This window comes from Candidatus Nitrosocaldus islandicus, assembly GCF_002906215.1.
In the GTDB taxonomy this organism is placed as follows: domain Archaea; phylum Thermoproteota; class Nitrososphaeria; order Nitrososphaerales; family Nitrosocaldaceae; genus Nitrosocaldus; species Nitrosocaldus cavascurensis.
Genome location: NZ_CP024014.1, coordinates 58,494 through 70,946, shown reverse-complemented (window position 1 = coordinate 70,946; position 12,453 = coordinate 58,494). Strand labels below are relative to the sequence as shown.

Below are 12,453 nucleotides of genomic sequence, written 5' to 3'. Positions count from 1 at the left end.
CATGTATGTATGGATCAGTGCAAGTTGAATTCATAATCAGATAGCATCTGCTTTATCCTCCTGTAGAGTATGAGATACCTCCTCCCCTCATCTGTTATGATGAATGCTCTAGGTTGATCTGGATCATGTGTTATAAGCCTTGCATCTAGAAGCATATCTATATACCTGCCTAGCATCCTTGTATCTAGATTGCACTTGTTGGCTATCTGTGTCTTATACATGGCTCCTTCTCTCTCCAGCACTGTAAGTATATCTGCAACTATCTCAAACCTGTTCCTCTTATCCATATCATATCTATGCTAGGCCTACTCTTTCAGTTCTTTTAGAGTAGGGGTTGATACATACAACTAACCATCGCATCCTTTCTTAACAGAGAGATAAATAAAAAGGGATGTATAGAATGGGAGGCTAATACTATTATTAACTGACTATACAACTACTCCATCCACAGTTCACGCATGTATTGCAACCCTCAGCAAAGACCAACTTGGATTTGCAGAGTGGGCATAGAACCTCACCTTCACCAGCACTAGTAAGTACATACCCCCTACTACTACTCTTAGCCCTATCACTCTTAAGTATAGCACCCTCTATCTCCCTTAGCAATGAACCATCCTTTACATACCTCCTTATGTACTCTACAACATAACTGCTTGGGATAGCATCAAACCTCTTAACCTTGCTCTCACCAGTTATGTGAAGAACCTGCTGCTGCCTTGAACCATCCCTGAATACTGTTATGCCCTTCAACCCTAGTTCATGGGCAAGGAGATATGAGCACTTCACATCTTCAGCAGTAACATCGTTAGGCATGTTTATGGTCTTTGCTATTGCATTACTTATCCACCTCTGCCACACAGTTTGAGCCATGATGTGGTCTGCCCAGTGTATATCCATTGCAGTAACAAAGACCTTCTGCATCTCCTCTGGCACCTCATCAAGCCCTCTAACAGAGCCATAGTTCTCTGCTATCTTCTTAAGCAGCTCATCACTGTATAAGCCTGCCTCCCTTAGAGCCTCCTCGAATATCCTGTTGGTATAGTAGAACTTGCCAACAGTTACATGCTTCTCATACACAAGTGCGAATGTAGGTTCTATACCTCCAGAGCAGTCAGCTATCATGCTTAGCGTTCCAGTGGGAGCAACAGTAGTGGTTTGGCTATTCCTTATCCCATAGCGCTTTATCTTCTCTATCAACGCATCCCAATCATGTGTATGCTCCTCCTTTGCAAGTTCATAGTAACCTGCAACTGGTAATCTACCTTGGATGTATCCACTCTCGTTGTAGAGTGGGAATGCTCCCCTAGCCTTTGCTATCTCAACACTCTCATCCATACTGTAGTATGTCAAGGCTTCAGCAATCCTATTCATCAACTCATAACCTTCCCTGCTGTTGTATGGTATCTTTAGCATGTAGAGTAGGTCTGCAAGGCCCATTATCCCTAGCCCTATCCTCCTGCTAGCCTTTGTTGCTCTATCTATCTCATCTATTGGGTACTTGCTCACATCTATAACGTTATCAAGGAACCTAGTTGCTAGCCTTATTATCTGCTCATACTTCTGCCAGTCAAACTCGTAACTCCCATCGGCCCTACGCTTAACCAACTTGGCAAGGTTTATTGAGCCAAGGTTGCATGACTCGTATGGGTAGAGGCTCTGCTCACCACATGGGTTTGTTGCCCTTATCAGCCCTTGCACATCCTTCATCACATTATACTTGTTCATGTTATCAAGGAATATCATTCCAGGCTCTGCTGACTGCCATGCACTTATGGCAATCAACTCCATCATCTGCCTAGCATCTATATAGCCAACTATCTTCCCATTCCTTGGGTTCCTCAATGCATACTTCTCATTGCTCTTTACAGCATCTACAAAGTCTGACCATACCCCAACACTTACATTGAAGTTCTCTAGCACTCCTGGCTTGGTCTTTGCCGTTACAAACTTCTCTATATCTGGATGCCATACCTCAAGTATGCCCATGTTTGCACCTCTCCTCTTGCCTCCCTGCTTAACCACCTCAGTGGTTGTATCAACTATACGCATGAACGATACTGGGCCAGATGCAACTCCACTTGTAGATGCAACTATATCGCCCTCTGGCCTAAGGTTTGAGTAGTTTATACCAACTCCCCCACCAGACTTGAAGATGAGTGCAGCATCTGTAGCAGTCTTCATTATGCTTGCTAGATCATCATGTATTGGGAGGACAAAGCATGCACTCAACTGACCAAGCCTTGTACCTGCATTCATGAGTGTTGGGGAGTTTGGTAGGAAGTACATATCAACCATGAGCCTATAGTACTCCTCAACCCTCTTCTCATACGCATCAAACTCACCCTTCTCAAGCATGCTGAGCAGTTCATCTATGCCTACCTTCATCCTGTTCTGTAATGCTAACTCCTTGTAGAGTCTAAGCATTGCCTCAAGGTGCCATTTATTCAACCTGTACCTTCCTATGCTATACCTTCCATCAAGCTCATCTATACTCTCGATGTATGCATTAACCCTTGCAACATCATCCCTCTTGAACTTACCATCTAGCATGAAGACTCTAGCATCCCTAAGCATATCTGGTATAGCGATCAGTATGGCAACCCTCTCGAACATCTGCTTTGGACTCTCAACTATCTTACCACTCTCATCCTTCAGCAGGTATCTGCTTGCAAGTACACGTAGAGAGTTTGTGCTTAATGCCTTGTCAACCTCATCAAGCCTACTCCTCTCAAGTATCTTCATCTTCTCCTCCCTTATCCTCCTCCTCTCATGCCTGTAGAGTATGTATGCCTTGGCAGTATCTGCCAAGCCCTCATCTATGAGCACTGTCTCAACTATATCCTGAACATCCTCAACCCCTGGTATGTTGCTTGCATCGAATCCCTGCTTGATGAGCCTCTGCACAACCTTCTCTGCAAGCCTCTCAGCAAGGGCATAGTCTGGCCTCCTTGTAGCAACAAGTGCCTTGTATATTGCATTGGTTATCTTTGCCATCTGGAACTCAACTATGCTACCATCCCTCTTCCTTATCTTGCCTATAGCACTGGCTAGGTCTTGGGGCTTCACATCGGTACTATCCTTCATTATTGTATATTGTAAGCATCCTTTATTTGAATTCTACTACATATCTAGAGTAGATAAGAGATATACTTTATTTGATACTTATAATAGGCGCATTACAGTTTGGACATCTATTAGCGCTACTACCCTTCATAGCAGTTATGCTAGCAGTACTGAACTTTGAACCACACCTATTGCATACCCTTACCCCCCTGCTTACTATCCTAAAGAAACTAAACATATTCATAGCATGAGTTATAGCATTCCTTGCAACACTAGGGTTAACATTGCTTACATCTAGGGTTGTTGTTATACCACCATCGAATATACTGCTTAACGCTGCTATGTTGGTGTAGTAACTTGCATCAAGGTTAGGCATATCCTCAGCATGTACCTCTACACCATGCATGTAATCACTCCCATTAGTAGGTAACCTGCCATACCTCTCCACATCAAGTCTAGCAAGTCTTGATGCACTTCCATCATCGATCATTGCTATGCTTATACCATACCCCATCTCCCTGCTCTTATCAACTAGCGTCCTTCTAACCTTCCTTGCTACATCTACCATATCATCATGCTTAAGAACATTAGATATGGATGATTGTAGATCTACCATGTTTATAACCATGCTTGTATCCATCACAGAGCCATCAGAGAGGAAGGGTAGTACATGCTTCAGAGAATCTTCAACCATAGCCTTCCTAGAGGATAGTGCTGTTAGTATGGGTTTGAGTAGCAGTACAAGCCTTGCCCTAAAGTATATCTCATCGTTATTAGACTCATATGCAAGTCTAGGCAGGTTTATTGAGAGTGAATGTAGTACAAGGTTTGTACATTCACTGTTGCACCTCAACCCGTTAGATCCTGCAAGTCCATCGCTTACTGCTATAGATCCACCCATAGATGATATATCAACAATCTTATCAACATACTCAGCGATGAGTGTATTACCATCACCATCATGATTATGGTTGGGAAGCACGATAGAGATTTTAGGAAGTTGGGCATGTTTAACATAGTAAGCATAACCATCTAAAAGTTCACCAGCAACACCCTTATTATCAAAGAACTCTCTAAGCACAAACGATATCCTTGAGTTTGTAATGGATGATGATATAATCATAAGCATTCTAGCAAACTTATCTCCTGTTATCCCATTTGTACCATCATCCAACACATCAGATATCCCATACACTACAACCTCATCCGCTGCATACCTGCTAATTATGCTGCATAATATGCCAACCTTTATGAATGGATCATCTATTCCATCTATGCTATGTAACCTTGGTTTGCTATTACCGCTCTCGTTGTAGTTATCAAGCAACTCCTTGATGTTAACAAAGATGGTATCTGGCATCATGCTCCAACAACTCAAGCTTGCTATATTTATATCACCTGAGAGATGCAGATCTGCTATATCCTTTGGTAGTATATGGAAGAGATGGTACTCCTTGAGCAATGCATCAGCCATGTTGTTCATCAACATACCTATATCATAACTCTTATTAGCAAGCATGCTAGCCATCTCCGATAATGGTATGCCTATGGTAGAGAACCTCTCCCTGTAATCCTCATGTCCATGCTCCAAGAGTATGGAACCTACTATATCCCTTATGAGAGGTGTTGTAAGATATACTCCCTGCATCCTATGAACCTTGTTCTCAACCTCTTCGCTTATCTTCTGTGCAAGTTCTGGTGGCATATTAGTCTCTCTTACAAGGGACTGGGTTACCTTGTGGGTATTGAACTCCTCTATCCTATCCTTTGTTCTTACATATATATTCCCGCTCTCCATAACAGACCTCTCCTCTATCTGCCTAGTTAGGTTAAGTATGAGTTTGCCCTTGTTGGTTATCACATACTTCCTCTCAGCCCTATTCAATGCTACAAGTGAGTGCTTCAAGAGCTTCCTTAGATGGTAGGCAAACTTACCACTCTCCTTCTTGGATTTGAAGCCTACCTGCGCCTTTAGATCAGAGTATGTGAGTGAACCTTTTGAGTTTAGTATCCTTAGTATATCTATCCTGTTTGGATTTGCCATAACGGAGAATATCATCTTAACACGCTTAGGGACTGGCTCGATGCTGTTGCTATTACTATTGATATTGTTACTTCCATCACCCCTCTCAGCATAATCATTAGTCAATCCCATCACCCATGGGTAGCACTCATCATATTAAAGTACCTTTGTAAAATAGTTTTATCCATTGATGCTATGAAACTTGACTAGATTGAAAGCATCTAACATACATGATAAAGTTTAAATCATTTCTACAGTTATCTATGGTATGAGCAAGAGTGGAGATCCTGCCAAGACTATGCAGGTTAAGGAGGAGGATGTTGTTGCAGTACAGGTTATAAAGCAGGCAGGGGTTGATGTTAAGAAGTTGCTCGATCTCCTCATAGCAGGGGTTAGCGCAGAGTTCACAACCTATTATTACTACACAATCCTAAGGATGCATTGTGTAGGCCTTGATGGTGAAGGTATAAAGGAGATTGTGGAGGATGCAAGGATAGAGGATAGGAACCACTTTGAGGCTATGGTTCCAAGGATATATGAGTTGGGAGGATCCCTTCCAGAGGATATAAGGGAGTTTGCAAACAAGGCAGCATGCCCAGATGCAAAGTTGCCAGAGAACTGGAGAGATGTGAAGGAGATAATAAAGGTTCTTCTTGCTGCAGAGCAGTGTGCAATAAAGTCATGGGCAGCTGTATGTGAGATGACCTTTGGTAAGGACCCAAGGACATATGATATTGCACAGAGGATAATGCAGGAGGAGATAGAGCATGAGGCATGGTTCCTTGAACTCCTCTATGGTAGACCATCTGCGCACTTTAGGAGGAGGTTCATAGGTGAATCTCCTCACGCTGGACAGCATCTAAGAACCATACACGGTTAAACCACACTCTTCTTTTCTTTTGTAACTAAAGTTTGCTTATCATATTACTATGGATGAGAATTGAGATAAGTGATATTAGCATGCTTATAGTAGTATATTTATGAAGAGGATACTGATCCTTGGAGGTGGAGCAGGTGGTGTTGTTGTAGCCTCAAGGCTAAGTAAGATGCTCAAGGATAAGGTAAGCATCACCCTTGTAGATAAGAATAGGTACCATGAGTTCAGACCATCCTACCTCTGGCTTGCCATGGGTACAAGGAAGCCAGATGATATTAGGAGAGAACTCATCCTACTAGAGAGGAAGGGCATAAACTTCCTTAACGGTTCAGTCAAGTCCATAGATGCAGCAGATAGGAAGGTTAGTGTAGATGATGGAGGTGGAGGTACAAAGATGCTTGATTATGACTATCTTGTTGTTGCACTTGGCGCAGAGTTGAGACCTGAGATGCTTAAGGGTATGGAGCATGCATACCATACATGGGAGTTGGATGATGCCTTAAGGTTCAAGGATGCTCTTGCTGGGTTCAAGGGAGGAAGGATAGTAGTAGGGGTAGCATCAATGCCATACAGATGCCCTCCAGCACCATTTGAACTTGCATTGATGCTCCGCTACCTATCAGAGCAGAGGGGTGTTGATGATAGAACAGAGATAAGCATATTCCACCCTGCTTGGAACATTCCAATGGAGCCATTCGGCCCATTCATGCAGAAAGCATTCAGCAACTTCCTAGAGCAGTACAGGATAAGGTTCCATGGCAACTGGAAGGTAGATCACATAGATGGGGAGAGGAAGAGGATAGTAGCAAAGGATGGGGATGCTCTAGATTATGATCTTGCAGTGGTTATACCACCACACATGCCACCTAGGGCAGTTGCTGAGAGCGATATTGCTGATGGGGCAACTGGATACATGAGTGTAGCAAGGAAGAACCTAAGGAACGCTAGATACGATGATGTATTTGGATTAGGGGATATAATAGCACCTACCCTAGGTATAGGCATGGCTGGTGTATTTGCACACTTTGAAGGAGATTACATAGCTACGCAGATTGCAGATGAGTTATCTGGTGCATACATGGCAATGAACTACAACAGGAGCGGGATATGTGTTATGGATATAGGGTATGCTGGTGCTGCTGTATTCTGTGACTTCTCAAAGGTGATTGCTGGAGAGGCAAAGTACCCAGAGTGCTGGATGCTTGGAGGTATGAAGGCATTCAGAGGAATAAAGATGGCATTCGAGAGGATGTGGTTTGCAGAACTCTTTGGTAGATAGGAGGATGAAAGTAATGGAATTGAGTAAGATGAGATAGATGGATGGATGAGGTGGGTGAGTATTATGGCACTAACACTAAACATACCAGAGGAGAAGGCTGAGAAGGTGATAAGACTGCTGGATATGCTTGCAGATAACTCTGATGCTATAGAGAGCCTGCTTAGGACACTATCAAGGCTTAAGGAGAGTGGTATGCTTGCAGCATTAGAAGGGCTTGCTGAGGGTTTTGATGAGGGCTTCAACTACATGGCTAGAGCAGAGATGATGGCTGCCATAGGGAACCTAATGATGCTACTCTACATGCTCAGCAGGATAGACCAACCTATGCTCTTTGAGATTGCAGAGAAGTTACCTAAAGGCTTGAATCTCATGTATGAGGAGATCAAGGCACCAAAGAAGAAGGCTAGCATAATGGAGTTACTTGCTCTAATGAGGAGTCCTGAGATCTTTGCACTTATGAGTGCTATGAGGAGTATGTTGAAGAGCATCTCTAGCAAGGGTTAGAGATAGAGATAGAATATTTATCCTCTATTTTATTTGTATCAATCAATCAATCTATTTACTGCTTAGGAGTGTCTTCCAGTCAGACCTTACAACTGGCTTGCCCTTAAGCCTCTGAACATAGTTGTATGCTGCAAGTCCAGCCTTTGCGCCTTCTCCAGCAGAGATCACAAGTTGCTTGAATTGTGTATCTGTTACATCACCAGCAGCAAATATCCCTGCTCTAGATGTCTCTTGGTTCTTGTTAACAACTATCTCACCCTTCTCATTCAACTCAACCAATCCCTTTAGCCACTCTGTCCTTGCTATGTAGCCTAGTTCTATAAATACCCCATCAACCTCTATATCCTTTATACCTTGAGCATCCTTTACCCTTATACCCTTAACCCTGTTATCACCAACTATCTCAAGCACGTTTGCACGTAAGAGTAGTTCAACGTTCCTAGCATTTGAGCATGAACCCATAAGATCCTCATGCCCTATAAGTGCTGAACTCCTGCTTATAAGGTACACTCTCTCTGCTATACTGCATAGCATGAGCGTAGCATCTAGTGCAGGATCACCTATACCAACTACAGCAACCCTCTTTCCCTTGTAGAGGGGAGCATCGCATACTGCACAGTATGATACACCCTTGCCTACAAGCTTTGCCTCTCCAGGAACGTTAAGATCCCTAGGTGTCTTCCCAAATGCAAGTATCACTGAGATGGTTTCATACTCATCCATGGTACTCCTTACTAGATAGTAACTCTCTGCAGCCTCTATACCCTTAACCTCCTCATACCTAAACTCAGCATTGAACCTCTCTGCCTGCTCCTTTACACGTTCTGCAAACTCAAGCCCGCTTATACTCTCAAATCCAGGATAGTTCTCTATGCTTGGTGTAAGTATTGCCTGTCCTCCTATATCCTTTGTAAGCACAAGTGTGCTCATACCCTGTCTTGCAGTGTATAGTGCTGCAGTAAGGCCAGCAGCACCCCCTCCAACGACTATCACATCATACATATACACATCATACTATCATCAACATTTAAAAATTCCTTGCAATCTCTCTCTGGTGTGCCTGTAAGGGTATGCAGGTTAGAGGATGTAAAGGATGAGTCAATGGTGCTGGTTAGGGTTGATGGGAGAGAGTATGTTGTAGGGAAGCATAATGGTAGGGTATTTGCATGTGATGCACACTGCCCCCATCGCTATGCCTATCTACATAGAGGGCATTTCAACGATAACAATATAGTCTGCCCTCTGCATGGGTTTGAGTTTGATATAGATACTGGAAGGTTGGTTAAGATAAAGCCATGGCACAATGGGAATAATTGGCCTGAACAGGATCCAGAGTGGTACAGGTCTGGTGATCTAAGGGTGTATAGGGTAGATGTTGGAGAGGATGGATATATCTATATGCATGTATAATTATACTCAATGGTAGAGTTCAGATTGGCAGTAGAGTATGGTAGCAGGAGGGATGAGTACATGGTAGAGGTATGGGATGGCGGGAGGATAGTTGCAGTCATACACTCAGCACCATATGGGCTTAGGATATCAAGCAGGATGAGGATGCAGGTTGATCTCTCTGATGATGGTAGAGAAGTGAACATAATGCTTGCAAGGGTGGTTGAGTAGATTAATAGCAGCCAAATAACATATCATAATAGCAGCAGCATTAATGGTAGTAGTTAATTGGTAGATGAAATTAATTAATTAGTGTTGTTGTAATTGTTGTTTTTAATACACTTAACTGTAAGATTATAGCATAGAAGGATAGGAAATGTAAATAATTTGTTAGAATCTTGTAACCTCTATAACGAAGTCTGCTAGAAGCAGTGCACCACATGATGGACATCTATTACCGTTCTTCATGATATCCTTTACTGGCTTCAATATAGAGATGGTAGATAGCAGTGCACCACACTTGCTGCATATGATCTCTATAGGCATACCTTATCTTCTCATAAGGGGCAATAAGAGATGTAGGCAATCATACTTTATAATATTATCAAGATAGTTTAACCTAAAATAATAGAGTTTGCTTACTTGCTATTGCTACTGCTATTGCTATTACTAGTATTATCCTCAGCCTTTAGCACTATACCCCTACCATCATAGTCTACTATCTTAACCCTAGAGTTGAGTGGTAGATCCTTAGCAGACTTGACATCTATGAAGCCAGAGATGTTCACTCCAGAGTCAAGTCTAACCACAGCCCAGCCATATGGAGCGTACTTCTCATAACCTTCAGGAGGCACATAGAGTATGGTGAATGTAACAACCTTACCTTCACCCTTCTCCTCCACAACCTCAAACTCATCAGAGTTACACTTCCTACAGAATACTATTGTTGCTAACTGCAGATTATTGCACCTCCTGCACCTGTAGAGGAGTACCTTACCCTCCTTCAACTTTGCTACAAACTCCTCCCTGCTAATACTCATCATCATACACCTACCCATCTAACTACCTCTACCCACCCATCCTAAGCCCTTCTGAATATATGCACTGCACAACTAGCACCAGTTGCACCAAAGTTGTGTGTTAATGCTATCTCTGCACCTTTAACCTGCCTCTCCCCTGCCCTTCCAAGTAGTTGCTCATACACCTCAACAACCTGTCCAACACCAGTTGCACCTATGGGATGACCCTTTGACTTTAGACCACCAGAGGGGTTTATGGGTAGTTCACCTCCAAGCCTAGTTATCCCTTGCCTAACAGCCTCTACCCCCTTGCCCTTGGGGAAGAAGCCAAGATCCTCAATATCCACAATCTCTGCTATTGTGAAGCAGTCATGAACCTCAGCAAAGTCAACATCCTTAGGCTCTATCCTTGCCTGCTTGAATGCTTGTTGAGCAGCAGCCCTTGTGCTTGGTATTGTGGTTATATCCTCTCTATCCTGGAGGGTTGCTGGTGATGCCCCCCTTCCAGAACCTATAACCTCTACATACTCTAGACCATGGCTCTTTGCATACTCCTCACTTGCAAGTATCACAGCACTAGCACCATCTGAGAATGGGCAGCAGTCAAGGAGCTTCAATGGACTTGCTACTGGGGGAGACTCTAGAACATCCCCAACAGTTATCCTCTTCCTTAGATGCGCCTTGGGGTTAAGAAGCCCATGCTCATGGTTCTTCACAGCAACAAGTGCTAGATCCTCCTCACTTGCATTGTACTTGTGCATATATGCTCTAGCCATTGATGCAAATAGCCCTGGGAATGATACACCATTACCTCCCTCATAGAAGAAGTCTGAGCAGTATGAGAAGAGTGTGGTTGATCTTGCAGTACCTGTATGGGTTACCTTCTCAACCCCAACAACTAACACAACATCGTAGAAGCCAGCAGCAACGTTAGCATATGCCTCCCTGAATGCTATTGAACCACTCCCACATGCTGACTCTACTGTTAGCCCTGGAACATTAGCAATCCCTAGATCACTCATTATAACAGGGGCTAGATGAACCTGCTTATCTGCAACACCAAATACGTTGGATATGAATGCATACTGTACATCCCTAACCTCTATTCCTGCGCTCTTTATAGCCTCTCTAGATGCATTCACTGCCAACTCAACTATACCCTCGCTGAGTTTGCCATACCTAGTGCTACCAGCACCTATAACACAAACCTTGTTCACGTTAACCTATCCCCTCACCATATATAAAAACGTAAGTAAACTACCCTGCATATCTATAACAGCATTTAGTTAGCATCAATTATAAGCAATATTTAGTTAGTCTATGCTCATCATCAATCAGCACTAGCCTATCCATCATTCATACACGTATCTCTGCATTGTATCTGAATACCTAGCATATACATCCACCCTTCTGTTTCTTAGCAATGGTAGCCTGCTCCTAACCTCATACACATGCTTTACATCAACATCAACAATGCCAAGCCCTTCATCCCTCTCACCCATATCCAGCATTATGCCTCCAAAGGGATCTATAGCCATGCTATGCCCTATGTATATGTTGCCTACTTGATCTGGAGCAATGACATAGCATCCATTCTCTATAGCCCTTGCCCTAAGCATAGTCTGCCAATGCTCATACTTCATCCTACCCTGAACCCAGGCTGAGGGTATGATCAATACCTCTGCCCCAAGGAGTGCAAGTATCCTTGACATCTCTGGGAACCTAACATCATAGCATATCATCATGCCTAACCTACCTATTGGTGCATCTACAGGCAATGCTATCTCATCACCTGCTAGAAGCTTTGCTGACTCCTTGAAGCCAAGGGCATCGTACAGGTGTACCTTCCTGTAGACAGATCTTATGCTTCCATTGCTATCTATGAGAAGTGCAGTATCATATACCTTATTGCTATGCAAGCCCCTCTCATACATCGTTATTACAACATCAACTCTACCCATCCTAGCCCTCTCCCTTATGCTTGATACAAAGTTACCATCTATGCCCTCTGCTATATGGTAGAGGGTATCTGCACTCTGCTCCTCAGGTGAGTATGCCATGGTGAACTCTGGAAAGGCTACAAGGGATGCACCATCTCTACTTGCCTCATCTATGTAATGAAGAGCCTTCTCTAGGTTCTCCTCCTTGCTAACAGATGATCTGAACTGTACAACTGCTACCCTCCTCCTCTTCCCTTCATCACTATTCATAGCCATAGTTAGTTGCTCACCATTAAATAAATAATATTTGATTGTTGGTGGATCGTTGATTGGTTTGCTTGTTTGTTGTTTATTGGTTG

General features: G+C 43.2%; 13 protein-coding genes. 5 read left to right on the top strand and 8 right to left on the bottom strand.

Annotated features, from left to right (window positions below; genetic code table 11):
* Positions 1-14: 14 nt before the first annotated feature.
* The 3 genes from CRG89_RS00355 to nrdD all read right to left on the bottom strand — a co-directional run bounded on the left by CRG89_RS00355 (position 15) and on the right by nrdD (position 5,170).
* A complete protein-coding gene (locus CRG89_RS00355) occupies positions 15-287 on the bottom strand; it encodes a winged helix-turn-helix domain-containing protein (protein WP_103286421.1) in 273 nt (90 codons plus the stop codon).
* 133 nt (positions 288-420) lie between these two features.
* The gene (locus CRG89_RS00350; protein ID WP_103286420.1) at positions 421-3,084 is read right to left on the bottom strand and encodes an adenosylcobalamin-dependent ribonucleoside-diphosphate reductase; all 2,664 of its coding nucleotides are present in this window, start codon (positions 3,082-3,084) and stop codon (positions 421-423) included.
* 67 nt (positions 3,085-3,151) lie between these two features.
* On the bottom strand, positions 3,152-5,170 hold the full coding sequence (gene nrdD, locus CRG89_RS00345; protein WP_425430392.1) for an anaerobic ribonucleoside-triphosphate reductase: 2,019 nt from the start codon (positions 5,168-5,170) through the stop codon (positions 3,152-3,154).
* Positions 5,171-5,384: 214 nt separating this feature from the next.
* Here nrdD and dps point away from each other — a divergent pair, with 214 nt between their 5' ends.
* The 3 genes from dps to CRG89_RS00330 all read left to right on the top strand — a co-directional run bounded on the left by dps (position 5,385) and on the right by CRG89_RS00330 (position 7,746).
* Positions 5,385-5,966 (top strand): DNA protection during starvation protein, encoded by a 582-nt coding sequence (dps, locus tag CRG89_RS00340; protein WP_103287834.1) that lies wholly within the window; start codon positions 5,385-5,387, stop codon positions 5,964-5,966.
* 100 nt (positions 5,967-6,066) lie between these two features.
* The gene (locus tag CRG89_RS00335) at positions 6,067-7,242 is read left to right on the top strand and encodes an NAD(P)/FAD-dependent oxidoreductase (protein ID WP_103286418.1); all 1,176 of its coding nucleotides are present in this window, start codon (positions 6,067-6,069) and stop codon (positions 7,240-7,242) included.
* A gap of 63 nt (positions 7,243-7,305) precedes the next feature.
* The gene (locus CRG89_RS00330; RefSeq protein ID WP_148695089.1) at positions 7,306-7,746 is read left to right on the top strand and encodes a helical membrane plugin domain-containing protein; all 441 of its coding nucleotides are present in this window, start codon (positions 7,306-7,308) and stop codon (positions 7,744-7,746) included.
* A gap of 51 nt (positions 7,747-7,797) precedes the next feature.
* Here CRG89_RS00330 and CRG89_RS00325 read toward each other — a convergent pair whose 3' ends face one another.
* Entirely contained in the window at positions 7,798-8,748 is a 951-nt protein-coding gene (locus CRG89_RS00325; protein ID WP_103286416.1) for an NAD(P)/FAD-dependent oxidoreductase, read from the bottom strand.
* A gap of 54 nt (positions 8,749-8,802) precedes the next feature.
* On the opposite strand from CRG89_RS00325, the gene CRG89_RS00320 reads away from it, so the two are divergent.
* Complete coding sequence (locus CRG89_RS00320) at positions 8,803-9,156, top strand: Rieske (2Fe-2S) protein (RefSeq protein WP_148695090.1); 354 nt, start codon at positions 8,803-8,805, stop codon at positions 9,154-9,156.
* Positions 9,157-9,165: 9 nt separating this feature from the next.
* A complete protein-coding gene (locus tag CRG89_RS00315) occupies positions 9,166-9,366 on the top strand; it encodes a hypothetical protein (protein WP_103286414.1) in 201 nt (66 codons plus the stop codon).
* A gap of 159 nt (positions 9,367-9,525) precedes the next feature.
* Here CRG89_RS00315 and CRG89_RS08510 read toward each other — a convergent pair whose 3' ends face one another.
* The 4 genes from CRG89_RS08510 to CRG89_RS00300 all read right to left on the bottom strand — a co-directional run bounded on the left by CRG89_RS08510 (position 9,526) and on the right by CRG89_RS00300 (position 12,370).
* Positions 9,526-9,681 (bottom strand): hypothetical protein, encoded by a 156-nt coding sequence (locus CRG89_RS08510; RefSeq protein WP_158648634.1) that lies wholly within the window; start codon positions 9,679-9,681, stop codon positions 9,526-9,528.
* A gap of 92 nt (positions 9,682-9,773) precedes the next feature.
* Positions 9,774-10,193, bottom strand: a complete 420-nt coding sequence (locus CRG89_RS00310; RefSeq protein WP_103286413.1) for a Zn-ribbon domain-containing OB-fold protein — start codon at positions 10,191-10,193, stop codon at positions 9,774-9,776.
* Between the two features lie 23 nt (positions 10,194-10,216).
* Positions 10,217-11,371 (bottom strand): thiolase domain-containing protein, encoded by a 1,155-nt coding sequence (locus tag CRG89_RS00305; protein WP_103286412.1) that lies wholly within the window; start codon positions 11,369-11,371, stop codon positions 10,217-10,219.
* Positions 11,372-11,506: 135 nt separating this feature from the next.
* Positions 11,507-12,370, bottom strand: a complete 864-nt coding sequence (locus tag CRG89_RS00300) for a carbon-nitrogen hydrolase family protein (protein WP_197706639.1) — start codon at positions 12,368-12,370, stop codon at positions 11,507-11,509.
* Positions 12,371-12,453: the final 83 nt, after the last annotated feature.

Coding starts and splice junctions, on each gene's coding strand:
- CRG89_RS00355 (WP_103286421.1), bottom strand. CDS start 287: ATGGATAAGAGGAACAGGTTTGAGATAGTTGCAGATATACTTACAGTG.
- CRG89_RS00350 (WP_103286420.1), bottom strand. CDS start 3,084: ATGAAGGATAGTACCGATGTGAAGCCCCAAGACCTAGCCAGTGCTATA.
- dps (WP_103287834.1), top strand. CDS start 5,385: ATGCAGGTTAAGGAGGAGGATGTTGTTGCAGTACAGGTTATAAAGCAG.
- CRG89_RS00335 (WP_103286418.1), top strand. CDS start 6,067: ATGAAGAGGATACTGATCCTTGGAGGTGGAGCAGGTGGTGTTGTTGTA.
- CRG89_RS00330 (WP_148695089.1), top strand. CDS start 7,306: ATGGCACTAACACTAAACATACCAGAGGAGAAGGCTGAGAAGGTGATA.
- CRG89_RS00325 (WP_103286416.1), bottom strand. CDS start 8,748: ATGTATGATGTGATAGTCGTTGGAGGGGGTGCTGCTGGCCTTACTGCA.
- CRG89_RS00315 (WP_103286414.1), top strand. CDS start 9,166: ATGGTAGAGTTCAGATTGGCAGTAGAGTATGGTAGCAGGAGGGATGAG.
- CRG89_RS08510 (WP_158648634.1), bottom strand. CDS start 9,681: ATGCCTATAGAGATCATATGCAGCAAGTGTGGTGCACTGCTATCTACC.
- CRG89_RS00310 (WP_103286413.1), bottom strand. CDS start 10,193: ATGGGTAGGTGTATGATGATGAGTATTAGCAGGGAGGAGTTTGTAGCA.
- CRG89_RS00300 (WP_197706639.1), bottom strand. CDS start 12,370: ATGGCTATGAATAGTGATGAAGGGAAGAGGAGGAGGGTAGCAGTTGTA.